This window comes from Psychrobacter sp. Ps3 (genome assembly GCF_022129275.1).
In the GTDB taxonomy this organism is placed as follows: domain Bacteria; phylum Pseudomonadota; class Gammaproteobacteria; order Pseudomonadales; family Moraxellaceae; genus Psychrobacter; species Psychrobacter submarinus.
The window spans coordinates 14474-38404 of sequence record NZ_JADQAL010000028.1 but is presented as its reverse complement, the minus strand read 5'-3'; the positions used below and the strand labels follow the sequence as shown (position 1 = coordinate 38404).

20 protein-coding genes and 2 riboswitches are annotated in these 23931 nt (G+C 45.9%); of the genes, 11 read left to right on the top strand and 9 right to left on the bottom strand.

What is annotated here, in order from left to right; translation table 11 throughout:
* Positions 1-75: 75 nt before the first annotated feature.
* Complete coding sequence (gene mrdA, locus I3248_RS09225) at positions 76-2052, bottom strand: penicillin-binding protein 2 (RefSeq protein ID WP_238063393.1); 1977 nt, start codon at positions 2050-2052, stop codon at positions 76-78.
* A 621-nt stretch (positions 2053-2673) separates the two neighbouring features.
* Here mrdA and I3248_RS09220 point away from each other — a divergent pair.
* From I3248_RS09220 to adk, 6 genes are all read left to right on the top strand, one after another.
* Positions 2674-4008, top strand: a complete 1335-nt coding sequence (locus I3248_RS09220; RefSeq protein ID WP_238063392.1) for a hypothetical protein — start codon at positions 2674-2676, stop codon at positions 4006-4008.
* Between the two features lie 281 nt (positions 4009-4289).
* Positions 4290-6317 (top strand): heme lyase CcmF/NrfE family subunit, encoded by a 2028-nt coding sequence (locus I3248_RS09215; RefSeq protein ID WP_238063391.1) that lies wholly within the window; start codon positions 4290-4292, stop codon positions 6315-6317.
* A gap of 1 nt (position 6318) precedes the next feature.
* Positions 6319-6912, top strand: a complete 594-nt coding sequence (locus I3248_RS09210; protein WP_238063390.1) for a DsbE family thiol:disulfide interchange protein — start codon at positions 6319-6321, stop codon at positions 6910-6912.
* Positions 6912-7475: a cytochrome c-type biogenesis protein gene (locus I3248_RS09205; RefSeq protein ID WP_238063389.1), complete on the top strand. Its 564-nt coding sequence runs from the start codon at positions 6912-6914 to the stop codon at positions 7473-7475. The genes I3248_RS09210 and I3248_RS09205 overlap by 1 nt, the downstream gene beginning before the upstream one ends.
* The gene (ccmI, locus tag I3248_RS09200; RefSeq protein WP_238063388.1) at positions 7472-8752 is read left to right on the top strand and encodes a c-type cytochrome biogenesis protein CcmI; all 1281 of its coding nucleotides are present in this window, start codon (positions 7472-7474) and stop codon (positions 8750-8752) included. The genes I3248_RS09205 and ccmI overlap by 4 nt, the downstream gene beginning before the upstream one ends.
* A 252-nt stretch (positions 8753-9004) precedes the next feature.
* A complete protein-coding gene (gene adk / locus I3248_RS09195; protein WP_198013365.1) occupies positions 9005-9658 on the top strand; it encodes an adenylate kinase in 654 nt (217 codons plus the stop codon).
* A 120-nt stretch (positions 9659-9778) separates the two neighbouring features.
* On the opposite strand, the gene secB is transcribed toward adk, so the two are convergent.
* From secB to rsgA, 4 genes are all read right to left on the bottom strand, one after another.
* Positions 9779-10231: a protein-export chaperone SecB gene (gene secB / locus I3248_RS09190; protein ID WP_025647134.1), complete on the bottom strand. Its 453-nt coding sequence runs from the start codon at positions 10229-10231 to the stop codon at positions 9779-9781.
* A gap of 58 nt (positions 10232-10289) precedes the next feature.
* On the bottom strand, positions 10290-10553 hold the full coding sequence (gene grxC / locus I3248_RS09185) for a glutaredoxin 3 (protein ID WP_201557187.1): 264 nt from the start codon (positions 10551-10553) through the stop codon (positions 10290-10292).
* A 284-nt stretch (positions 10554-10837) separates the two neighbouring features.
* Positions 10838-11290 (bottom strand): rhodanese-like domain-containing protein, encoded by a 453-nt coding sequence (locus I3248_RS09180; RefSeq protein WP_025647132.1) that lies wholly within the window; start codon positions 11288-11290, stop codon positions 10838-10840.
* 121 nt (positions 11291-11411) lie between these two features.
* Positions 11412-12515 (bottom strand): ribosome small subunit-dependent GTPase A, encoded by a 1104-nt coding sequence (gene rsgA, locus I3248_RS09175; protein WP_238063387.1) that lies wholly within the window; start codon positions 12513-12515, stop codon positions 11412-11414.
* A 150-nt stretch (positions 12516-12665) separates the two neighbouring features.
* Between rsgA and orn the strand changes: the two genes are divergently transcribed.
* Positions 12666-13253: an oligoribonuclease gene (orn, locus tag I3248_RS09170; RefSeq protein ID WP_025647130.1), complete on the top strand. Its 588-nt coding sequence runs from the start codon at positions 12666-12668 to the stop codon at positions 13251-13253.
* 142 nt (positions 13254-13395) lie between these two features.
* Here the strand turns inward: orn and gcvP are convergent, their stop codons facing one another.
* From gcvP to gcvT, 4 genes are all read right to left on the bottom strand, one after another.
* Entirely contained in the window at positions 13396-16296 is a 2901-nt protein-coding gene (gene gcvP, locus I3248_RS09165; RefSeq protein ID WP_238063386.1) for an aminomethyl-transferring glycine dehydrogenase, read from the bottom strand.
* 136 nt (positions 16297-16432) lie between these two features.
* Entirely contained in the window at positions 16433-17203 is a 771-nt protein-coding gene (locus I3248_RS09160) for a nitroreductase family protein (RefSeq protein WP_238063385.1), read from the bottom strand.
* Positions 17204-17512: 309 nt separating this feature from the next.
* Entirely contained in the window at positions 17513-17893 is a 381-nt protein-coding gene (gene gcvH / locus I3248_RS09155; protein WP_025647125.1) for a glycine cleavage system protein GcvH, read from the bottom strand.
* Positions 17894-18013: 120 nt separating this feature from the next.
* Positions 18014-19198 carry a glycine cleavage system aminomethyltransferase GcvT gene (gene gcvT / locus I3248_RS09150; RefSeq protein WP_238063384.1) on the bottom strand — a complete coding sequence of 395 codons (1185 nt, stop codon included), beginning with the start codon at positions 19196-19198 and terminating at the stop codon, positions 18014-18016.
* 284 nt (positions 19199-19482) lie between these two features.
* A riboswitch (glycine riboswitch) is annotated at positions 19483-19622 on the bottom strand.
* A gap of 63 nt (positions 19623-19685) precedes the next feature.
* Positions 19686-19807, bottom strand: a riboswitch (glycine riboswitch).
* 268 nt (positions 19808-20075) lie between these two features.
* Here gcvT and I3248_RS09145 point away from each other — a divergent pair.
* The 4 genes from I3248_RS09145 (at position 20076) to I3248_RS09130 (ending at position 23820) form a co-directional block, all read left to right on the top strand.
* The gene (locus I3248_RS09145; protein ID WP_025647123.1) at positions 20076-20396 is read left to right on the top strand and encodes a YcgL domain-containing protein; all 321 of its coding nucleotides are present in this window, start codon (positions 20076-20078) and stop codon (positions 20394-20396) included.
* A gap of 250 nt (positions 20397-20646) precedes the next feature.
* A complete protein-coding gene (locus I3248_RS09140) occupies positions 20647-21306 on the top strand; it encodes a hypothetical protein (protein ID WP_025647122.1) in 660 nt (219 codons plus the stop codon).
* A 333-nt stretch (positions 21307-21639) separates the two neighbouring features.
* Positions 21640-22497, top strand: a complete 858-nt coding sequence (locus I3248_RS09135; RefSeq protein WP_025647121.1) for a MoxR family ATPase — start codon at positions 21640-21642, stop codon at positions 22495-22497.
* Between the two features lie 81 nt (positions 22498-22578).
* Complete coding sequence (locus I3248_RS09130; RefSeq protein WP_238063383.1) at positions 22579-23820, top strand: VWA domain-containing protein; 1242 nt, start codon at positions 22579-22581, stop codon at positions 23818-23820.
* Positions 23821-23931 lie beyond the last annotated feature (111 nt).

Genomic DNA, 23931 nt, shown 5'->3' with positions numbered 1-23931 from the left:
TCGCCTAAAAAATAGTCTCTGTCAGTGCCATGGTCGAATGTTCAACACGCCCTAGGGAGTAGAGGTCGAGGCAGTCTATAGCGCTTCTTCTTCTAAAGCTTCGGCCTCAGCTTCGGCAGCGGCTTTGGCTTCTGCTTCACGGATAGCGTCAAGGCGCGCCTTTTCTAACGCTTTGTGACGCTTAATTATTTTTAGCTGATCTGGGGTTGGCGGCATAATAGGGTCTTTATTACGCTGCACGACCCAATAGTCAAAGAGCTCTCGTCCGATAGGGGCGGCTACTGTACTACCGCCGCCGCCGTTTTCGACCAATACTGCCAGCGCAATGCTTGGGTTCTCAACTGGCGCAAAACCGGTAAACCAAGCATGATCCCAGTGCCGTTTATCCAGAGCCGATTTGTCATAGCTTTTACCCTGCGCGATAGACTTTACCTGCGCGGTACCGGTTTTACCAGCGATACGATAGTCTTTGGTATAAATACGGCGCGCGGTTCCACGCTTTACGGTATCTTCCATAGCATCGTGCATACGTAGCCAGTCGGATGGCTTACCATTATAGTCGATTTTGCCATCAGGCTTACTAATGACCTTAACAGGAGCTTCGCCTTCACTGATTTTTAGTAGATGCGGGGTGATATGGTTGCCTTTATTAGCCGTCATCGCAGTGGCGTTAGCGACTTGGAGCGGAGTGGCTAAGAAATAACCCTGACCGATACTCACCGATATCGTCTCGCCCGGTAGCCAGTCTTTATCATAGCGATCTTTTTTCCACTTGGGCGAAGGCATGATGCCAGATTTTTCATTTGGCAAATCGATGCCGGTACGCTCTCCAAAGCCAAATCTAACCATCCAATCATGCAAGCGCTGAATACCCATCTCATAAGCAAGCTTATAATAATAAGTATCGACCGACATCATGATCGATTTTTTGAGATCGACGGTACCGTGACCGCCACGTTTCCAATCACGAAAACGGTGCGAGTCCCCAGGCAAGCTAAAGTAACCAGGGTCATAGATAGTGGTTTCCCAGTCGCGTAGACCGTAATGAATACCGCCTAAACCTGCAAAAGGCTTAATCGTAGATGCTGGTGGATACATTCCTTGCAGAGCACGGTTATACAGCGGCTGATCGATATCATCGCGCAGGGCGCCATAGTCTTTAAATGAGATACCAGAGATAAATGGATTGGGATCATAGCTTGGGTTACTGACAAAGGCGAGTACATCGCCATTTTGCGGGTCGATAGCGACGATAGCGCCGCGTCTACCATCTAGCTGCTCTTGCGCTATTTTTTGTAGGCCATAATCTAAGCTCAAAGTAATGTCATTGCCTGCGATAGGCGGCTTAGTTTCTAATTGGCGAATGATATTACCATGAGCGTCAGTCTCCACCGACTGATAGCCTGGCTCGCCGAGCAAGATATCTTCGTAATAATCCTCGATACCGATTTTGCCAATCAAATCGGTACCTGCGTAACGATCCTTATCGATGCGTTTGGTTTCTTTATCATTAATCCGGCCAACATAACCGATCACATGGGCAAACAGCTCGTCGTAAGGGTAGGAGCGGGTGAGCTTACTTTGAATAGTCACCCCCTGAAAAAAAGGCTTACGCTCGCTAAACTGCGCCAATTGAGTCTCTGTTAAATCGATTTTGACGGTGACAGGATCGCGCTTACTGCGAGACAGACGGGACAAAATATCGGTAATATCTTTATCGCTTAAATCAAAAATAGGCGCAAGTAGCGCAAGCACGCGTTCAGGGTCTTCGACAATATCTGGGTTAATCATGGCAGTGAATACCGGCTGATTATCCGCAAGCAAGATACCGTTACGATCGTAGATATAACCGCGACTCGGTGGCGCAGATATCAGTTTGATACGGTTATTGTCCGCCTGCGTGCTGTAACGGTCGTGAGCATAAACCTGCAAAAAACCATAACGCACTATCAAACCGCTCAAACCCAAAAATATCAGCACTCCAAGGATAATAATCCGCCGCATAAACATGCGATTGACCTGTTCAGTATTTGGAGTGAGTGGTTTATTCATAGCAGATCGGGACCTAAAACGAGAGGGGCGACACATACAGCGCTGAGCAATAACTAAGCAATAAAGAGTGCAGCAAATATATAGGATGCTGACAAAAATAACAATAATAATTTCAATCACATAGCGATTTTTTGCGCTAAGTTATAATGTCAGCCAAGCTGCAAGGCGCAGATTATAACAGAGACTACTCACTAAATATAAAAGGATATAACTGTAGCAGGCTATAAGTTCACTAATAAGTGTCCATTAATAGGAATATGTTAATGAGTATTGGCTAATAAAAATTATGCACAGTGACGCTAAATAATGACTGATGTAAAAGGCCCACAATCTTGCTTTTAGCCTTACTCTTAGACGCTTATTTAATAACGCTATTTTAAATGAGTAGAGCCAATTGAGCTTCACTAAAAGTGTCGCCTACGGTCATAACTTCCATAACCTATATGGGTGCTAAAAAATAGCAAGTATGTTAAAATCAGGCGGCTTTATGGCCGGTATCAAAACGGTATCAATGCAGTAAGACGGCTTATCATTAAGCCTAATAAAAAATTATCAGTAAAAACGTAACCGTATAAAATCAATAGGCTGACAATAACCTTTATATAAGGGACGTGCAAAGTCATGGACGTAACCTCGATATGGCAGACAATCGCTGAGCATCCAGAATTCCTTGCTATGCTGACTATTCCGCCGGTGACTGCATTTGTCACTTGGGCACACGTATGGATGGCATTAAAAATGCTATTTTATCCCATCAAGTTTTGGGGTATTCGCATTCCTAACTTTCCCTTCTTTGGTTTACCAGGGATAGGGTGGCAAGGTATTGTACCGCGTAAAGCGGGTAAGATATCTGGGGTTATCGTTGATCAGACGCTCTCAAAGCTTGGCTCATTAGATGAGTTTTTTAAGGCGATGGAGCCTGAACAGATGGCCGTTTTTATCACCGAAAAGGTCGATGAAAACCTCGAGGCGCTCATCGATGAGATTATGCTTGAGCGCTCAGAGACGTTGTGGGGCAATTTGCCTTATGCCATCAAACGCCGTATTTATAATCAAGCGCACAAAGCCCTGCCAGAGATTATGCAAGCTTTGGTACTAGATTTGACCAATAACGTCGAAGACTTAGTAGATATGCGCCAAATGATCGTCAATACGATGGAGAACGATCGGCGCTTGATGGTCAATATGTTCTTACGGGTTGGGCAAAAAGAGATTAATTTCATTTGGCATATCAGCGCGCTCATTGGCTTAGTATTCGGCCTGATTCAGATGTTTATCTTCTTGTTTGTGCCGCAGCATTGGACGGTACCGTTTTTTGCTGCTATTTGGGGCCTTTTGACCAATTGGATTGCTATTTGGATGGTATTTAATCCTGTAGAGCCGCGCTTTATTCCTTATGTAAAGTTCTTTAGACGCAGTAGCCGCTTCCCGTTTGTAGTGCCGCAGCTACCGCATATTGCTCAGTTTCGCTTTCAAGGCGGCTTTATGAAGCGCCAAGAAGAGGTCTCTGAGGTGTTTGCTGAGATTGTGGTCAAAGACTTGGTGACACTTGAGAACATCATGAATGAGATGATGTATGGTACGCGCGCAAACGATACGCGTGTATTGATGAAGTCGCACCTTTATGAGCTGTTAGAGACGCCTGTCATTAGGACGTCGCTACGTATGAGCTTAGGTCGTCGCGAGTTTGGTAAGCTCAAAAACACCATTATCGATAAGTCGATTAGTGCCACGATGATACCAATACGCGATCCTGAGCTGAATGAGAGCCGCGCGAGCAAAATTTTTGGTTTATTTCGTGACCGCATTCGCGCTTTAACTCCGCATGAGTTTCAAAACTTGCTGCGACCTGCCTTTCGAGAGGATGAGCTGACGCTGATTGTACTTGGCGGTTTGACTGGGTTTTTAGCCGGTTGGCTACACTTAGTATTAGTATTTTTCCCCGCTGTGGGTTAGGTTTTTTATAGCCAAATACCTCGATATCCAAAGTAGGCTAAAAGCTGCGATAAATAACGCCCTACTCAAAAGACAATATAACTATATAAGGACTTATTAATCACTGCAGCTATTGAGCAGTGATTAAGTCGTTGTAAATTAATAAACCCTATTACCCGCACTACAATAAAGTAGACGACGATGGTATCAAGCAAAACTCACAAATAAGCAGTAACATATAGCGGGCTTATGCCGCTTATTGGCTTTGAGGTTTTGCGCTAAAGTAAACAAGGTTAGACGGTATGTTGATCACAGAATTGGGTTATTTTGCTTTGCTTGCCGCTTTTGTGCTGGCAATATTGCAAGTTGTATTACCGACCATTGGCGTTATGCGTCATCAAGTCGCTTGGCAGCGCTTGGCACCAAGTCTAGCTTGGGCACAGTTTGCCGCTATGATTGTGTCATTTGCCGCGTTGATGGCAGGCTTTTATTACAATGATTTCACTTTGGTCTATGTGGCTCAGCACTCCAATACGTTGCTGCCTTGGTACTATAAGCTATCCGCAACATGGGGCGGGCATGAAGGCTCGCTGCTGCTGTGGATGACTATCATGGCCAGCTGGTGCGCCTTAGTTTCCTACTTTAGCCGCGGTCTGCCATTATCTATGCGCGCGCGGGTACTCGTGATATTGGCAGCAGTGCAGCTGATGATGCTGGCGATGCTGATCTTTACCTCATCGCCCTTTGAGCGCACTTTGCCTAACCTGCCGGTAGATGGCGCTGATCTCAACCCCGTACTACAAGACTTTGGTCTGATTATCCATCCGCCTATGCTTTATATGGGTTATGTCGGTATGGTAGTGCCTTTTGCGTTTTGTATGGCAGCATTATGGAAAGGGCGACTCGATGCGGTATGGACGCGTTGGTCGCGTCCTTGGGCGCTAGCAGCTTGGGGCTTTTTGACGATTGGTATCGCTCTTGGCTCTTGGTGGGCTTACTACGAGCTTGGCTGGGGCGGCTGGTGGTTTTGGGATCCCGTAGAAAACGCATCTTTGATGCCGTGGTTGGCAGGGCTTGCGCTGTTGCACTCGCTGGCGGTCACCGAAAAGCGCGGGGTCTTTAAAGCTTGGACTATTATGTTGGCTATTTTTTCCTTTGCGCTGAGTTTATTAGGGACGTTTTTGGTGCGCTCTGGGGTTATCACCTCCGTGCATTCGTTCGCCGCTGACCCGACTCGCGGTTTAGTGATTTTGGCGATTTTAGGTATTATCATCGGTGGCGGCCTATTGATGTTTGCGGTACGCGGTTGGCGCTTGACGGTTGAGAGCCAATATCAGCTGATATCGCGCGAATCGTTTTTGGTGATTAATAACGTCATTATTTTGATCTCAACTTTAGTAGTGCTTTTAGGCACGCTATATCCTATCATCGCTGACGCTTTCAATTTAGGCCAAGTCTCTGTAGGTCCTCCTTATTTTAACGCTTTGTTTGTTCCATTGACTTGGTTGCTGCTGATAGCGATGGGCATGGGCTCTAATATCCGCTGGAAAAAAGACAAACGGCCTTTATTAGGCGTGGGGATGGTCATTGCTGTCAGCAGTTTAGTGCTCGCAGCGATCATTGCCTACTTTGCTCATCCGTCCTCTATGCTCAATATCGGTGTGACGTTAGCAGTGAGCTTTTGGGTGCTTTTATGGATGGTGATTGATTTTAGAGATAAAACCAAAAACGCACCTAGTCTCTTTAAAGGTCTGCGTCAGCTGCGCCTGAGCTATTGGGGACAGCAAGTCGCCCATATCGGTGTGCTGATAGCGGTAATTGGGGTGGCGTTTACGACCAGTCTGAGCATCGAGCGCGATGTCGCGATGGCTGAAGGTGATACTGTCAATGTCCAAGGCTACGACTTTAATTTAGTGGACTTTCAAGAGATCAAAGCGAGTAACTTTGATGCCACACAAGCAACAGTGGCTGTCAGCAAAGACGGCCGAGCAGTGGCGACACTGACGCCAGAAAAGCGCACGTATATTATCAGTACCATGCCGACCACCGAGGCGGCGATTGATCCCAGCTTAATGCGTGATGTCTATGTAGCGCTTGGCGAGCCTATCGCTGAGGGCAGTAACGAATGGGCGTTACGTATCTATGTTAAGCCGCTGATTCGCTGGATTTGGCTTGGCGCGATTATTATGGCTTTAGGCGGGCTGCTGAGTATGCTCGATAAGCGCTACCGTATCAAAAAATCCAAAGGTGCTTTATTAGAAACCAGTAGTACCGACACCGTGCGTACGGTAGATACGGCAACGCTAGCAGCAAGTGCGAAGGAGAAGTAAGATGAAGAAAAAACAGTTAAAAATATGGTTTTTGATTCCGCTGCTGGTATTTATTGGGGTGCTTTATCTACTAGGCAACCAGCTAGGTAAGCCGACTGAAGTGGTGATGAATACTGCGCTTGAGCGCCCAGTACCTGCCTTTGAGCTGCCTTTATTATCAGATACTAGCCGTATTATGACGAACGATAATCTGCCTGATGAGCCTTTTTTGATGAATGTTTGGGGCTCTTGGTGCCCCACTTGCGTCGTTGAGCATCCTTTTTTGATGGAGCTTGAGGAGCGCGGTGTTAATTTAGTTGGCGTCAATTATAAAGATGAAATTGGTGACGCGCTGAGTTATCTAAACCGCGGCGGCGATCCTTTTTCGATGTCTATTCAAGACTTAACGGGTCAGTTTGCTTTAGATTTGGGTTTAACTGGCGCGCCTGAGACCTTTATAGTCGATGGTAATGGCATTATTCGTCAGCATATTATTGGTGAGATTAATGAAGCCAACTGGCAAGACCGTATCACTCCTTGCTTGATGGTACTCAATGAAGCCAATAAGACCAATGCGGTCCCTGAGGCCAGTCAAGTTGCGGAGGCTTGTCAATAATGACTCATATAATTCTGAAAGCCGCCAGTCTAATGCTCGCTTGTCTATTTAGCTTATCAAGCTACGCAGCTATTGATGTCTATGATTTTGACTCCACGCAGCAAGAAGCGCAGTATCGTGGCCTTATCGAAGAGCTGCGTTGCCCAAAATGCCAGAACCAAAACTTGGCAGGCTCTGACGCCCCTATTGCCCAAGACCTCAAGCAAAAGACCTTTGACTTGGTCAAAGAAGGGCGCAGCGATGATGAGATTCGCAGTTACATGCAAGAGCGCTATGGTGATTTTATCAGTTATAAGCCGCCAGTGCGTCCATCGACTTGGATTCTATGGTTCTTTCCGCCTTTATTGCTAATCGTGCTCATCGGCGGTTGGTTTTGGCAAAGTAAACGCCGACAGGCTGCTGCTCGCGGTCAAAGCCGAGTGAAGGTTGAGAGTACCGCTGCGGCGCTTACTCCAGCAGAAAAAGCAGAACTAGATCGTTTATTATCGCGTACCAGTGATAGTAACAGTACCAGTACTGATAGCACCGACCATGATATCTCAAGCCCAGAGGACAAAAAATGACCCTATTTTCTACTATCGGCTTATTTATTGCTCTAAGCTTATTTATGGCGCTGATTTTGGCGGTTATCGCTATTACTCCGTGGCTACGCGCTGCGCGTATCAAATCGAACCCAGTAGACAATCAGCTGCTCGATATCAACGTCGCGGTATTCCGTGAGCGTTTGGCGGAGCTAAAAATCGATAAAGACAGTGGAACGATTGACGACACTCATTATCAAAACCAAAAGCTTGAGCTTGAGCGTCAGTTGTTAGATGCGCAGCGAGAAGTCACTCCTATGGTTGCGCCAGGCATCAAAAGCCGTCTGATTGTGATGGTTTGGGTGCCAGTATTAGCCGCTATGGCGTATCTGTTGATCGGCAATCGTACCCCAGTATTCGAGCTATGGACGAGTGAGGACAAAGTCGGTCAAGTCGCTGATGATCTGTTGACCGGTAAAATTGATCAGCCGCCTGCTTGGGCGATTGAAGATGGCAGGCAGCTTATCAGCGCGATGCAGACCAACGTCTATCGCCACGCTGATGACCCAGATCGCTGGATGCGCTTATCAGAGCTGTTCTTATCACTAGAAGCGACGCCTTCTGCGATAGAAGCGCTGTCTCGAGCTTATCGCTTGTCGCCTGAAAACGAAGAGATTGCAACGAGTTACGCGCAGATTAGTTTCTTTGCCAATGAAGGCCGGCTTGATGCCAATATCCGTAGAGTACTGCAAGACGTGCTTGTCGATAACCCGCAGCACGAAGGCGCGCAGATGCTGATGGCCATGGGCGAGGCGCGTAGTAGTAACTTCGATGAAGCGCAAGGCTGGATCAGTCGTTTGCGAAACAGCATTGCTGCTAAGCCTGGCGATCATAGCCGAGCGCTTGCCAGCCTAGATGAGCTCAGCGCCAATATTAACGCGCAAAAAGCGCAAGCGGCGCAAGGTGTCGATGTTACGGTCGTGGTCAACTCAAGCTTATTGCCGCTAGTAAAAGGGGACGATGTGCTCTTTGTGGCGATACGTGATGTCAATGGCGGACCGCCTTTCGCTGCCAAGCGTCTACCCATATCGGTGATTAAGCAAGGCGAAGCCAATATCAGCTTGAGCGATCTGGACGCTATGATGCCTGAGCGCACTTTAGCCTCAGCTCGCGAGCAAAAAACGCAGCTGGCAGTCATTGCTCGTATTAGTCATAGTGGTAATGCAGTTGCTGAATCTGGAGATTTATCCGGTAATCCGGTGGTGATCAGCAGCGATCAAAACCAAGTCAATGTCGAGATTAATCAGCAAGTACCTTAAGCTAAATGGTCTTATGGTTAATACTTATGGTTATTACAAACAGCGTGTCAAAGCTCATTATTTTACGAGTCATTTTGGCACGCAATTGCTTTACATGAACAGTAAAGTCATAGCAACTTTGGCAATATAAGATAAAAAAACTTGAGCTTTATAAACCCACAAGGTAAGGTATGGCTTGCAATTCACCAATCCCTATGTTTTGTAATTTTTTAGAATTTCGAAAACCCATCTATTGAGGAGAAACGTATAATGATGCGTATTATTTTGCTAGGTCCCCCTGGCGCTGGTAAAGGCACCCAAGCCCAGTTCATCTCTAAAGAGTATGATATCCCGCAAATCTCCACAGGTGATATGCTACGCGCTGCGATCAAAGAAGGCACTGAGCTTGGTAAACAGGCCCAAGGCGTGATGAATGCAGGTGGTCTTGTTTCTGATGATCTCATCATCAACTTAGTGCAAGAACGTCTCGCTAAGCCTGATTGTGCCAATGGTTGCATATTAGATGGGTTCCCGCGCACCATTCCACAGGCGCAAGCGTTAGCGGAAGCGAATGTCGCCATCGATCATGTGATTGAGATTAGCGTTCCTGATGACGAAATCGTCAAGCGTCTATCTGGTCGTCGTCAGCATGCTGACTCAGGCCGTATCTATCATATTGACCATAATCCGCCAAAAGTTGAAGGCATCGATGACGTAACAGGTGAGCCGCTTATTCAGCGTCCAGATGATAAAGAAGAGACCATTCGTGAGCGTCTAGCCACTTATCATGAGCAAACCTCTGCTTTGGTCGGTTTTTATCAAGACAAAGCCAAAGAAGGCGCGGATACTCCTGATTACGATAAGTTTGACGGTACCCAAGCGATTGATGAAGTCAGAGAGCAAATCTTAGCCGCATTAAAAGACTAAACCGCTAGCAATAAGCTCATACTTGCTTATATCAGTGCATAAAAAAACCGCCTAACTTATGAGTTAGGCGGTTTTTATTTTACCGATTAATCGGTTTAAACGAGTCTATTTAATATAGGCTTACGCTTTACCTTGTGCGTCTACTTGAGCTTGCTCTTGGCTTTGGGCATAAGCTTGGTCAAAGTTGACCGGCGCTAGTAGCAACTGCGGGAAGCTACCACGAGTGACGATGTCGCTGATCACTTCACGCGCATAAGGGAACAAGACGTTAGGGCAGTACGCGCCTAAGATTTGTCCGATTTGGTCTTCTGGGATATCTTTTAATAAGAAAATACCGGCTTGGTGTACTTCGGCGATAAACGCTGGTGCTTCTGCGTTTTTGGCATTGACACTAACGGTTAGAGTCACTTGATAATGGTCGTCGTCTAACTTCTCAGCATTGCTTGATAGGTTGATATCTAGCTCCGGGTTCCACTCTTTGGTGAATACATCAGCGCCAGGTACTTCAAGCGACATATCTTTGACATAAATACGCTCTAACGCCAGTTGGGGTTGTGCTTGTTCTTCAGCCATGGTATTTCCTCTAAAAATTAATAAATTAGTCGTTCAAAATAATGCGAAGTTATGCCGTTTAACCTGCTAATAGCTCATCAAGCTTGCCTTGCTGATTGAGTTGATTAAGCTCATCAAAGCCGCCAATAAAAGTATCACCCACAAAGATCTGTGGTACGGTGCGGTAATTATTGGTTTTTTGCATCAAAGCACGGCGCTCATCGCTGCTGATATCATGCATACCAATCTCTTCATAGTCGACGCCTTTAGATTGTAATAATTGTTTGGCGTTTGTGCAATAGGGGCAGATTGGCGTGGTATATACTTTTACAGGAACCGTCATAATAAATCCTTATTTATAATAAATGAGTCGTTATGATGAATATCAGCTGCCATTATTGAGCAGTGTCGTTTTCATCGTCTTCAGTTATGAAGTGGGGCTCTCGGGTATAAATTCAAGCGGATAGCGATAAATGTAATAAAAGTTCACAATAACCGTGCTTGCTACTGTTATAAAAAAAGACATCATAGCTTTTTACGATAGCTATGATGTCTTAATATTTGGCGAATACATAATTGATAAATACAAAACTTGCTAAACCACAAATTTTGTATGATTAGTGTCTACTATTTACTGAGCTTCGGCTTAGCTTTGCCTTTTTTGGCTTGCGCATCTTTTGGGCTCACTAATGGCATACCAGCGCCTTGCCAACCGCCAACGCCGCCTTCTAGACGATAAACGTTGTCTTTGCCGATCATCTGTATCGCCGCACCCGCTTGCACGCCCATATCACAAATGATAATCACAGGCTGCTCGATTGCGCGGATTTCTTCTATACGATCTTTTATTTCAGTAAAAGGAATATTGCGGCTACCTTGAATATAGCCGGTCTCAAATTTCTTTTTGGTACGAATATCGATCAATTGCGCATTTTGCGAGTTGACCAGCATCCCAAGCGTGTTAGGAGATATTTTTTTGCCACTACGTTTATTTTCAATGGTAAAAAACAATATAGCTAATACCGCCAAAATACCAAATAAAAAAGGGTGATTGCCTACAAATTCAAGCGCACGATCCACAACAGACCTCCAAAAAATTAGGGCTCTAGCAGACTGCGAATACAGCCCAACCATATCGAACCAGGCGCTATTATACCGATAAGACTCGTTATAGTAAACGGCCGATCAGAGCAAACCCGCGCTAGTATGGCTTAGTGTCCGCCTCTTCTCGTAAAGTGACCAGATTCTCAACGCGGCGCTGCAAGACTTCCCCATCTGCTACCGCTTGCCATAGCGCGCAGCCTTTGGAGTTATGAGTATGCCGACAGTCGCGAAATTGACAATAGCCTGCTAGGGGAGCCAGCTCAATAAAGCCCGAGATAATATCTTCAGGGGTCAGATGCCAGATGCCATATTCGCGAATACCGGGCGTATCAACGATGCCGCCAGCAGTCAAATCAACAGGGTTAAAGGGTAATAGCCGACTGGTCGTCGTGGTGTGCTGACCCAATTGTGAGTTCTCAGAGATGACATTGACGCTTTGGGCAGACTCCGGCAGCAGCGCGTTGATAAGACTACTCTTGCCAACACCAGATTGACCGGCGAAAATAACAAGCTTATGATCGATATAGCTTTTGAGCTCACCGAGGCCTATTTGCTCGGCGCTCTCAGCGATATTTTCAGGGCAGTCAACAGAGGTCAGCACACTCTCATAGCCCAAAGCGGCGTATTGAGTGAGTAGCTCACGGGTGTCAGCATAGTCATCTTGAGCTAATAAGTCTGCTTTATTTAAGACCAGTAGCGGCTTTACACCAGCGTGATGACAAACGACTAAATAACGATCAATCAATGAAGGGGCAGCGGCTGGCAGCGGCGCAAAAACAATCGCCAAAATATCGACATTAGCGGCGACAGGTTTGAGCTTATGGTAACGATCTGGGCGCGAGACTAAAGAGGTGCGCGGCTTGACGGACTCAATACGTCCAAAGCCAGTATTAGAGTCAGCCGTCCAGCGTACTTGATCGCCAGCGGCGAGCATCGGCAGGTTGGTGCGTACATGACAGCGCCAAATGTCTCCAAGTGCAAGCTGTTGCCAAAAAGGCTCAGGGTCGTCGGGACCAATCTCTGGCGGCTCAGCAATAACGGCCGGTAAGCTGGTGACTTGCACCTCTAGCTGCTTACCGTAGTGCGCCATGACCACACCATCCATCAAGCTATCATCAATACTATCTTGACTCTCTAGTTGCTGCTTGTCTATGCGCCGAATCTGTTGTTTGGTGAGTTTGCGTTGCCGAATCAATGCCATGAGTGCTGCCTATAACGAAAATATTGCTCAGTGTAGCGCGAAAATTTGCTAACATACAGCTTAAGCTTAACAGGGGTTTTGTAACCTTGTAAACACCGTTGAAGCGAAAGAAATAACGAGATATTTTAAACCTTAATAATAGGACGCCTTATGAGTAGCGATGACCATCCCAATAAGATAAAAATTAAGAACCAAGGCAAAAAGGGGCTGGTCTGGATAGACCTTGAGATGACTGGGCTCGATACGCTCAATGATGAGATTATCGAGATTGCAACTGTGGTTACTGATGAGGATCTCAATGTGTTGGCTGAGGGGCCGGTATTTGCGATCAAAATATCGGATCAAAGGCTCAATCAGATGGACGAGTGGAATACCAAGCAGCATGGCCAATCAGGCTTAGTCGATCGGGTGCGCCGTAGCAAAGTAACACTAGCAGAAGCTGAAGCGGAAACGATTAAGTTTTTGAATAAATGGGTCGATAGTGGTAAGTCGCCGATGTGTGGTAATTCTATCTGCCAAGATAGACGTTTTTTGGCGCGCCAGATGCCGGAGCTTGAGCGCTTCTTTCACTATCGCAATTTAGATGTGTCGTCGGTCAAAGAGCTGTGCTTTCGCTGGCGTCCTGATATTTTAAAGAATTTTGAGAAGGGCGGTAGCCATTTAGCGTTAGATGATATTCGCGACTCTATCCGCGAGCTGAAGCACTATCGCCAGCACTTTTTTAAGTTGATGGAATAGTATAGGTTTTAACTTAGCAACTCTATTTTATAGCTATGATAATAAGAAAAAACCTCCAAGCCAGCGACTGACTTGGAGGTTTGTTTTATTCTAAATCGTGAAAACTACATATAGTTTTCGATGCCATCTATCATATCAAAAACTACATATAGTTTTCGATACTTGGGCATGAGCACATAAGATTCTTATCGCCATAAACATCATCGATACGACCGACGCTTGGCCAGAATTTGTGCGCGCGCACGTACGATAGCGGGAATGCCGCAACATCACGGCTATACGGATAGGACCACTCTTCATCAGTAATGACAGAGGCGGTATGCGGCGCGTTAACGACTGGGTTGTTCTCTAATGTCCAGCCATCTTCACTAGCTTTGGCTTTCATGATCTCAGCTTTGATAGATTTGAGCGCATTGATGAAACGATCTAGCTCCTCTTTAGACTCAGACTCAGTCGGCTCAATCATCAGCGTTCCGGCGACAGGGAAGCTCATCGTTGGCGCGTGGAAGCCATAATCCATCAAGCGCTTAGCGATATCGCTCTCAGTGATGCCGGTATCTTCTTTTAGCGGACGGATATCAATGATACATTCATGCGCCACTCGGCCATTTTTACCGGCATATAAGACCGGATAGTCAGACTTGAGCTGATCAGCAACGTAGTTGGCATTGAGCAGGGCCAGGTTGGTCGCCTCAAGCAAACCATCGCGGCCCATCATCGTAATATACATCCATGAAATCGGTAGGATGCTAGCTGAACCATACGGCGCTGCGGATACCGCTGAGCAAGCGTTTGGTGCATTATGTACTGGAACCACGGCATGGTTGGCTTTGAACGGTGCCAAATGCGCCTGCATACCGATAGGACCCATACCAGGGCCACCGCCGCCATGCGGAATACAAAAAGTCTTATGCAAGTTCATGTGCAGCACATCTGCGCCGACATCAGCAGGCTGCATAATAGCTACCTGCGCGTTCATGTTGGCGCCATCCATATAGACCTGACCACCATGCTTATGAATGAGGTCACAGATGTCACGGATACCTTCTTCAAAGACGCCATGGGTCGATGGATAGGTAATCATTAACGCGCCTAGATTGGCACTGTGCTCTTCACATTTTGCCGTTAAGTCATCGATATCGACGTTACCGTTGTCATCGGTTTTAACCACGACCACTTGCATGCCCATCATGATAGCGGTTGCTGGGTTGGTTCCGTGTGCTGACATAGGAATTAGGCAGATATTACGATTGGTCTCGCCTAAAGACTCATGGTAGCGGCGGATAGCTAATAGACCGGCGTATTCACCAGAGGCACCGGAGTTTGGCTGCATAGAGATATCATCGAAGCCGGTGATAGCTTTTAGCTGCTCTTGTAAGCTATCGATCATCTCAATGTAACCTGAGACTTGATCTAGCGGCGCAAAAGGATGCACATTGGCGAATTCAGGCCAAGTAATTGGCAGCATCTCGCTTGTGGCGTTCAGCTTCATCGTACAGCTGCCTAGCGCAATCATGCTGCGGTTCATCGCCAAATCTCTATCTTCTAAAGATTTTAGATAGCGTAGCACTTCGTGCTCAGTGTGGTGCGAGTTAAACACCGGATGGCTTAAGATATCATCGTTACGCAGATGCGTCTGATCTAGTGATACGCTAGCGGTTTCTGGTAGCTGATGAGAGGTATTGACAAACAACTGAGTCAATACTTTGAAGTCTTCTTCATCGCTGGTTTCACTAAAGGCGACGCTGATTTTAGTATCGTCAAAACGCCATAGGTTATAACCAATATTATCAGCGTTCTCAAAAATTTGGGTCGCTAGCTTTTCTGAACCACAATCAACGACAACAGTATCGAAGAACTGATCATGTACAACGCTAAGTTTATTTTCGCCATTAGCCTGTCTGATGACTTCTGCAAAGGCAGTGGCAAAAGCATGAATACGCGTTGCAATACGTTTGACACCGCTTGGACCATGATAGACAGCGTACATGCCAGCGAGGTTGGCGAGCAGGACTTGTGAGGTACAGATGTTGGAGTTGGCTTTTTCGCGGCGGATATGCTGCTCACGAGTCTGTAGTGCCATACGTAGCGCCGTGTTACCTTGCGCATCTTTTGAGACACCAATGATACGGCCCGGCGCTGAGCGTTTGGCTTTGTCAGAAAAAGCAAAGTAAGCGGCGTGTGGACCACCATAACCCATCGGAATACCGAAACGCTGCGTACTACCTAAAGCGACATCTGCGCCCATATCGGCAGGCGACTTTAGCAGCACAAGGCTCATGATATCGCTGACGACGCTGACATAGGTTTTCTTTTCTTTAACGGCGCTGATAACGTCGGTTAAATCCTGAACATCACCCTCTTTACCGACGTATTGGAAGATCGCACCGAAGTAATCGCCTGACTTGGCCAGCTCAAAGTCGCCAACGACCACGTCCCAACCAAAGTACTTAGCGCGAGTTTGGATAACGTCTAGCGTCTGCGGGTAGATACGCTCATCAACGAAAAACTGCGTTGACTTGCTTTTACTCATACGCTTAGACATCGCCATCGCTTCAGCTGCGGCCGTCGCTTCATCAAGTAGGGAGGCGCCCGCCATCTCAAGACCTGTCAGATCAATACAGACTTGCTGGAAGTTTAATAAAGCTTCTAGGCGGCCTTGGGCGATTTCGGCTTGATACGGCGTGTAAGCGGTGTACCAGCCTGGGTTCTCAAGCACGTTACGCTGAATGACCGCTGGCATACGTACAGGCGAGTAACCCTGCCCGATATAGCTCTTATTCACAGTGACGTTATCTGCCATCTTGCGCAATTTGGCAAGCGCTGCGTGCTCGCTCATCGCTAGCGGTAGATCAAGATCTTTATGCAAACGTACTGGCTCTGGCACCGTATCGTTAATAAAGCTTGCCATGTCTTGATAGCCAATGGCGCTCAACAGATCAGCTTGCTTGGTTTCGTTTGAGCCTAAGTGGCGATAGACGAATTCAGACTCATTAAATAAACCTTTAAAGGTATCGAACGTCGGTTTTTGAGAAGTGGTCATGACAGTCCTTATTAGCGTTTAAAGTAAGGGTAGAAAGATAAAGTCATTTATTACGCGACTTGTTGTTAGTAATTTAGTAGTAAAAGCGAGCTCAGCGTCGCAATATCGCTATGATCAATAATGCGACGTCATTTTATTAAACGTAATGTACAAATTGCTCTTGCTCGAAGCGAAACTGCGAACTGTAGATGCCGTTATCAGCGCGCTCACCGGCGCCTATCATCATAATGATGTGATGATCGTCGGTCAGCTTAAGTAGTCGCTTCATCGCCGGCTCATCGAAACCACCCATCGGACAGCTGTCAAATCCATGCGCCCTGAGAGCGAGCATGAGGTTTTCGGCGGCGAGGGCAGTATTGTTCGTCGCCCAGTTTTTGACATCGTCAAAGGTATAATAAGGCGTCTTGATAGGGCCTTTGACTTGTCTAAAGACTTTGGTTGCGCCCCATTTGGCAGCAGAGATGACATTGACAGGGCCGCGTAAGAAGTCTAGTGCAACCACTTTGGTATAGTAGTCTTTAACCTTTTTTGGCACTGGCTTATCTGGATATTCATCGAGGATTTGTGTGGCATGATCGTGCCAAATATCGGTACGTGCCACGACGGCTATCAAGCGCGCGGAAGTTTTCGCCGCGTTTTGATTCATGCAATTCTTAACGGCGCGTTTGCGCTTGTCTGGGCTGTCAATGACATAAAACTCCCACGGCTGTAAGTTACTCGAGTTCGGCGCTAGCATCGCCAAACGTAAGCAGTCAGCCATAACCTCATCAGGAATAGGCGTGTCAGTGAAGCGGCGCACTGAACGGCGCGACTCGACTACTTGAGTAAAAGCTTGTAGTTGAGGAGTATGCTCCGGCATGGCTAAGGTGTCTTTAGTAGAGTTGGCGCTTTTATTATCAGTACTCATGTCAAAGTCCGTGCAAGTGTCGTTAAAGTGGGCAAAATGCCTAAGTCCGGCATGTATAGATAAGATAGGGGTAGGCGTTCAAAACCTAAGCTGTATTATGATAAAACGTGATAACACGTAATATTTAGATAGTGCTTGCGTATACTATTTATCTAGTAGGTATTACGCAGCAGACTTATAAGCTCAAACGTACAAATGTATAAAAGGCTTAAAAATAAGGGCAGATATTGACCTCAGAGTCTACTGGTATAGAACCTACTGACACCAATACCTGCAAAACCTTTTATATAAGCTATGAGGGCTTAAGACTTACAGCTCGTTCTCATACTCTTCAGCACTTAGTAGCGCTTCATAGTCGTCCATATTGTCCGGCTTCATTCTAAAGAACCAACCTTCGCCATACGGGTCTGAGTTAATAATTTCCGGATCGTCTTCTAAGGCTTCGTTGATAGCGACGACTTCGCCTGAGATAGGGGCGTAGACATCCGAGGCAGCTTTGACAGATTCAACGACTGAGATCTCATCATCAACAGCGATAGTATCGCCAACATCAGGTAGCTCAACGAATACCACATCACCTAACAAGTCTTGGGCGTGGTCAGTGATACCGACAGTAACCGTGCCGTCGTCTTCTAAACGTAGCCATTCGTGGCTGGCGATATATTTTAGTTCTGCTGGGACATTACTCATAGTTCTCTCCTAAAGAGTAGCGGGTGGTTTATAATGAATGCAAACTTTATCATCAGATAAAGCGGATAGCTAAAGCTGACTGTAATATTATCAGTGATGGGACTGGCAAAACAAATAGTATTAGTCGAATTGCTGCTGACCGTTACGCACAAAAGGTAGCTTTAATACGCGTACATCGACAAACTTGCCTTTACCGCGCAAGTCGATCTGTACCGTATCTTCCTCTGAGAGGCTAGCGGGTACGCGAGCGATGGCAATAGAGTTTTTGAGACTAGGGGAAAAGGTACCACTAGTGATGACGCCGGTCTGCTCATTGTCAGTGCCTTGGTTAATGGTCACTTCCATACCTTCGCGCAGCACCCCGCGGCTAGTCATAAGCAGGCCAACTTGCTTCATCGCGGTATTATTCTCTTTTGCCTGCTTACGCTTACTGACTAAAGCGTCGCGGCCGACAAACTCACGCTCGTCTTTTAGCGCCAGCGTCCAGCCCATATTGCACTCGTAAGGACTGACATTGTCGTCCATATCATGACCATAAAGGTTCATACCCGCTTCCATACGTAGTGTATCGCGAGCGCCGAGGCCAGCAGGCTTAATACCATTATCTTTTAATAAGTCAAAAAAGACCGGCGCGTCATCACCGTGCATAATGACCTCAACGCCATCTTCACCGGTGTAGCCGGTGCGCGCAACGAACCAATCTTGGCCTTCGATATCGCTCAAATCCGCACCAACAAAAGGCTTAAGACCTGATAGCGTCTCTGACCAGCTTGGCTTGGCTTTGGCTAGTTTTTCAACCGCTTTTGGACCTTGTACCGCAATCATGGCAAGCTCTGGGCGTTCTGTTAAAGTGACCTCAAACCCTTCAGCAACGTTATGGAACTGAGCGATATCTTTGTCGCGAGTGGCGGCGTTAGAGACGATGCGGTACTCAGTTTCGGCCTCATTCATTAGATAGACGATTAAATCATCAATAATACCGCCTTGCTCATTTAGCATCGGCGAGTACAGCGCTTTACCCACGGTTTTGAGTTTAGCAACATCATTCGCCAGCAGCTTTTGTAGCCAAGCTTTAGCATCAGCGCCGCTGATATCGACGACGACCATATGCGAGACGTCAAACATTCCAGCATCGGTACGCACCGCTTCGTGTTCTTCTATTTGTGAGCCGTAATGAATAGGTAGCTCCCAACCTGAAAAGTCCACCAACTTGCCGTCGCTATCGACGTGCGACTGATACAGAGGGGTGCGCTTAGGAGCTAAAGGTGTTGTAGAGTCAGTGTTTTGAGTATTAGAGTCAGTCATAACAAATCCTTGTAGTTACGCCGCCTCTACTATTTATCAGTCAAATCGTAAGTCAATAATAATCAAGCTAATGACTTTGATTACAGAGTTATCAAGGTCATTACTAGTGGATCTTAGGGTGAGCGATCCAATAATGACACTTTATTGATTAACTTTATTGATTAATAGTATAAAGGAAGCAAGTAAACCATAATGAGAGGTAACCATACCAACGACACCGTTGGCAATAAAAAGGGTGGCACAAAATAAAGCTACGCAAAAACACTAGCAGTGTCAATTGCATATAAGCCCTATCTGTCCTGTGACCTGAGATTTTCAATACGCTATTGAGTCCTCACTTTTATAGTGAAAAGGCAACAGCGTATTTTCTCCCCTTCGGTGGATGAAGCTCTATAAGTCTTCACCACTCTCCAGATTTGTTATGCCCAGTTGTGTGCTGTGATAATAGTTTGGATACTTAAGCTATTATCAAGTCGTAATAATAGGCATGAGTTTTTCAGTCCTTTTACCTGAGCGATTGGCAGGGTAGATGCGCCTTCGGTGGTCTTGTCATTGGTCATAGCTACAGGCTATTGCCATAATGATAAAACTCTCTCCTGAAAAACCCTTTTATTATGAAAGGTTACCCGCTGTTTTACAAGGCATCTTGGTGTTTAATTAAGCGTTTAATCAAAATTAATCATTTAACCGTCTTTTTTTGCTACGTTAAGAGGCTGATTGTCCTTTACAGATATTGTTTTAGGGTTAGCAGTGCGGTTGAGCTGCTATCAGCTCAGCGTTTCGCGCAATAAAACGTAAAGCCACTACAGATAATTAGTCAAATTATGCTAGGCTACAGCCATAACTTTGATAAATATTTTACAGATAGGTAATGGTTATGCATTGTGACATTTATAAATTCCCTAAACATCCAGATATGTACGTTTACATAGCGCGCCCTGATTACCCAGATGACACCGACGAGATCAAAGATTGGCTCAGTGTACTACCCAAAGACTTTCGGGCAGGGCTAGGCACGAGCAAGTTTGTGATGCATTTAGACCTTAGTAATACCAAGAAGCTTGCACGAGTCGATAAAGAGGAAGTGCTGGCTAAGCTACAAGAGAAAGGATATTTTGTACAGATGCCGCCTGCAGACGTGATGCGCCGGCAGGCCGAGATGCGCGCAAAAGAAGCGCAAGACAATAAGTATGATTAGAACATGTCGTACCTTCATAAGTCGTGATAAAATAGCCTTTTAACATAGTGCTTTTTAACATAGTGCTTTAGTGTAGTGTTTAAAGAATATTTTTAATGAAGGTTTTTAGCAAAGGTTTTTGACACCGGCTTTTAGCATAACTTTTTAACATAGTTCTTTAACATAGTTTCTTGATATAGTTTTTTAACAGAGTTTTTAACTTAGACGTCGTTTGACATCGGCATCACTAAACGTAGGTGATTGAATAAGCATGGATTGGTTGAAAGGTATTTTAAATTTTTTGCCACTTGAGCAGCTCAGCGATATTCTTGGTGAGATTGTGATTTGGTGGAGTCAGATGGTCAAAAACGTACCACCTGCCGACTTACCTATGTACGCTTATCTAGGCGGGACGGTCATCGTCTTGCTATTATGGATTTTGGTTGCACGCGTTTTGCCAAAGCCACTTGGTGGTATGATTTGGATGGTTATCTTTGCCGTACTATTAGCGCCCGGTACCGCGCTTGGCGAACAAGGCGAGATCGCGCCTGCTAGTATCGGCGTGATTTATGCACTATTGATGAAGGATACTGCCTCAGCGGTGAGTAACTCCCTGCCTATCTTAGTGGTGCTAGTGGTCGGTTTGTTTATCGGTTTTGTTTGGCAACTGATCCGCGGCGCTTTTGAGTCCAGTCTCGATAAGGCGCGGCGCAATAGTGCTGAAGACACCGAAGCTAATATGCAACTGGCATCAGGCAACTACTTAGAAAAAAAACATAGCGAGCCAGTACCGACCGCACAAACCGCACAAACAAACGACCTTGCAGCTGAGCCTAAAGCGTCTGATAGCCCTACCAAAAAGCCTGTGAAAGGATTTTATAGTAAAAAACCAAGTAATGAAGCGGCGTCGCACGTAGATAAAAAAGACTAATGGCAATACGCAGTAAACATTATTTTGGATGGTATTAGCATTAAAGAAAAGACACTATTTAGTGTCTTTTTTTCTTTCTATAACTTTTATATCCAAATTAGCTTGCTCAAATATACGGTTTTATATCCGTTTCATTGTTTGTTTTTTATAAGGCATAGACTATCGTAACTAAAAATTGCAAACCCATCAGTATTTTGGCATTAACACCGGTTATGCTAATCTTAAATTATTTATATTTCATGGCTTTTATTGCATGATAATGTCTAAATTTAGCATCTATCAAACGCCTTTATTTTCAACACATCCTAACCACTAATATTGAGATTTAATTTTATGGCAGACAATAACCAAAAGAACTTTACCGGTACCAATACTTATATTGCCACTGACGATCTACAGCTCGCCGTTAATGCGGCGATGACGCTACAAAAGCCACTGTTGATAAAGGGCGAGCCGGGCACAGGTAAGACCTTGCTCGCTGAAGAGGTAGCCGAGAGTCTAGGTATGCCGCTGATTACTTGGCATATTAAGTCCACGACCAAAGCTGAGCAAGGCTTGTATGAGTATGATGCAGTATCACGTCTGCGCGACTCGCAACTTGGCGATGATAAAGTCTATGATATCGGCAACTATATCAAGCCCGGTAAGCTGTGGGAGGCGTTTACGAGTGAGGAGCGTAGTGTGCTTCTTATTGATGAAGTCGATAAAGCCGATATCGAATTCCCTAATGACTTATTGCATGAGCTCGATAAAATGTCGTTTTATGTCTATGAGACGGGTGAGACCATCTCAGCTGAGCAGCGCCCAGTGGTCATCATTACCTCTAATAACGAAAAAGAGCTACCTGATGCGTTTTTGCGTCGCTGCTTCTTTCACTACATCGACTTTCCTGATGAGCAAACCATGCGTCAAATTATCGAGGTGCATTTCCCTAATATCCAAGAAAAGTTGGTCAATGATGCGCTCGATCTCTTTTATAAACTGCGCAATTTGCAAGGTCTTAAAAAGCCGCCTTCGACCTCTGAGTTGGTCGATTGGTTAACGCTATTGTTAGCTGACGACATGGCACAAGAAGAGCTCGAAGAAAACTTACGCGGCGAAAAATCTATTCCGCCGTTATATGGCGCGCTACTTAAGAACGAAGCTGACGTCAATTTATTACAGCGCTTTGCCAATATGATGCGCCGTTAATAACGAGCTTTGTAGGGCGTTTACGATAAACTCGTATGAGCCATTTTGCTAGCTAGGCCTGTCAATAAGTGAGAGACAATCATGTTTATAAAACTCTTTTATACGCTGCGAACTTACGGCGTACCCGTTACGACTCGCGAGCTGCTCGATCTCAATGCCGCGCTCGATAAAGGGCTGATGATGCAGCCGCATCCTGAGAGCTCAGCAGACTCAGAGTATGCAGAGCTGCAGACTTTTGCCAGTCGTGAGGACATGTATCGGCTGATAAGGCTTTGCATGGTCAAAGACGAGCGTCACTTTGATAAGTTCGATCGGGCGATGGCAGATTACTTCGAAGGCGTGGATAGCTTAGATATCGATGAGCTGATGAATAAGCTGACCGATATCCCCAAAGAGTGGCTCGATCTCAAGCTCGATCCCAAAAACCTAACCGATGAGCAGCGCCGTTTGTTAGATAAGTATGGCTCGTTAGAGGAGCTGATGAAAGCGCTAGAGGAGCGCCTAAAAGAGCAAAAAGAGCGTCATCAAGGCGGCAGTAAATGGGTCGGTACCGGTGGCAGCTCACCTTTTGGCGCTTATGGCGATCATCCCGAAGGCGTACGCGTCGGCGGTGAGTCGCGTAAAGGCAGTGCAGTCAAAGTCTGGGAGCAGCGTAAGTATCGTAACCTTGATGATGATAAACAGCTTGGCACGCGCCAGATCCAAATGGCGCTACGCAACTTGCGTCAGTTTGCACGTACTGGTAGCGAGGATGAGCTAGATATTCATGAGACCATTAAGCGTACCGCCAAAAAAGGCGTGCTCGATATTCATATGCAGCCTGAGCGCCGTAACCGCGTCAAAGTACTCATGCTATTCGATGTCGGCGGCAGTATGGATATCCATGTTGAAGCCTTAGAGAAGCTGTTTTCAGCGGCGAAAAATGAGTTTAAAACCTTAGAGTTTTTCTACTTCCATAACTGTCTGTATGACTATGTGTGGGAGGATAATAATCGCCGACATAGTAATCCTATGCCGACTTACGAGCTGCTTAATAAGTACGGGCGCGAGTACCGAGTGATATTTGTAGGGGACGCATCTATGTCACCGTATGAGCTGTTTTCAGTTGGCGGCAGCGTTGAGTATATGAACAACGAAGCGGGAGTAGTATGGCTAAAGCGTATGCTCGCGCACTTCGATAAAGTCGCTTGGCTTAACCCAGAAGAAGCCGCATTTTGGTCCTATACGCAAACCATCACTGAGATAAAACAGATCTTTGACAACCACATGTATCCGATGACTTTGCATGGGGTAGAGGATATGACCGCTTATTTGGCAAGGTAGTTTCTCGTCAAAAAGTATAGCCATAAACGTAATGGTATAAAGGTCGATATCCACAGATAGCGACCTTTTTTATCATTTAGAATATTTGTTGATATCATCGACTTTATTATT

Coding starts and splice junctions, on each gene's coding strand:
- mrdA (WP_238063393.1), bottom strand. CDS start 2,052: ATGAATAAACCACTCACTCCAAATACTGAACAGGTCAATCGCATGTTT.
- I3248_RS09220 (WP_238063392.1), top strand. CDS start 2,674: ATGGACGTAACCTCGATATGGCAGACAATCGCTGAGCATCCAGAATTC.
- I3248_RS09215 (WP_238063391.1), top strand. CDS start 4,290: ATGTTGATCACAGAATTGGGTTATTTTGCTTTGCTTGCCGCTTTTGTG.
- I3248_RS09210 (WP_238063390.1), top strand. CDS start 6,319: ATGAAGAAAAAACAGTTAAAAATATGGTTTTTGATTCCGCTGCTGGTA.
- I3248_RS09205 (WP_238063389.1), top strand. CDS start 6,912: ATGACTCATATAATTCTGAAAGCCGCCAGTCTAATGCTCGCTTGTCTA.
- ccmI (WP_238063388.1), top strand. CDS start 7,472: ATGACCCTATTTTCTACTATCGGCTTATTTATTGCTCTAAGCTTATTT.
- adk (WP_198013365.1), top strand. CDS start 9,005: ATGCGTATTATTTTGCTAGGTCCCCCTGGCGCTGGTAAAGGCACCCAA.
- secB (WP_025647134.1), bottom strand. CDS start 10,231: ATGGCTGAAGAACAAGCACAACCCCAACTGGCGTTAGAGCGTATTTAT.
- grxC (WP_201557187.1), bottom strand. CDS start 10,553: ATGACGGTTCCTGTAAAAGTATATACCACGCCAATCTGCCCCTATTGC.
- rsgA (WP_238063387.1), bottom strand. CDS start 12,515: ATGGCATTGATTCGGCAACGCAAACTCACCAAACAACAGATTCGGCGC.
- orn (WP_025647130.1), top strand. CDS start 12,666: ATGAGTAGCGATGACCATCCCAATAAGATAAAAATTAAGAACCAAGGC.
- gcvP (WP_238063386.1), bottom strand. CDS start 16,296: ATGACCACTTCTCAAAAACCGACGTTCGATACCTTTAAAGGTTTATTT.
- I3248_RS09160 (WP_238063385.1), bottom strand. CDS start 17,203: ATGAGTACTGATAATAAAAGCGCCAACTCTACTAAAGACACCTTAGCC.
- gcvH (WP_025647125.1), bottom strand. CDS start 17,893: ATGAGTAATGTCCCAGCAGAACTAAAATATATCGCCAGCCACGAATGG.
- gcvT (WP_238063384.1), bottom strand. CDS start 19,198: ATGACTGACTCTAATACTCAAAACACTGACTCTACAACACCTTTAGCT.
- I3248_RS09145 (WP_025647123.1), top strand. CDS start 20,076: ATGCATTGTGACATTTATAAATTCCCTAAACATCCAGATATGTACGTT.
- I3248_RS09140 (WP_025647122.1), top strand. CDS start 20,647: ATGGATTGGTTGAAAGGTATTTTAAATTTTTTGCCACTTGAGCAGCTC.
- I3248_RS09135 (WP_025647121.1), top strand. CDS start 21,640: ATGGCAGACAATAACCAAAAGAACTTTACCGGTACCAATACTTATATT.
- I3248_RS09130 (WP_238063383.1), top strand. CDS start 22,579: ATGTTTATAAAACTCTTTTATACGCTGCGAACTTACGGCGTACCCGTT.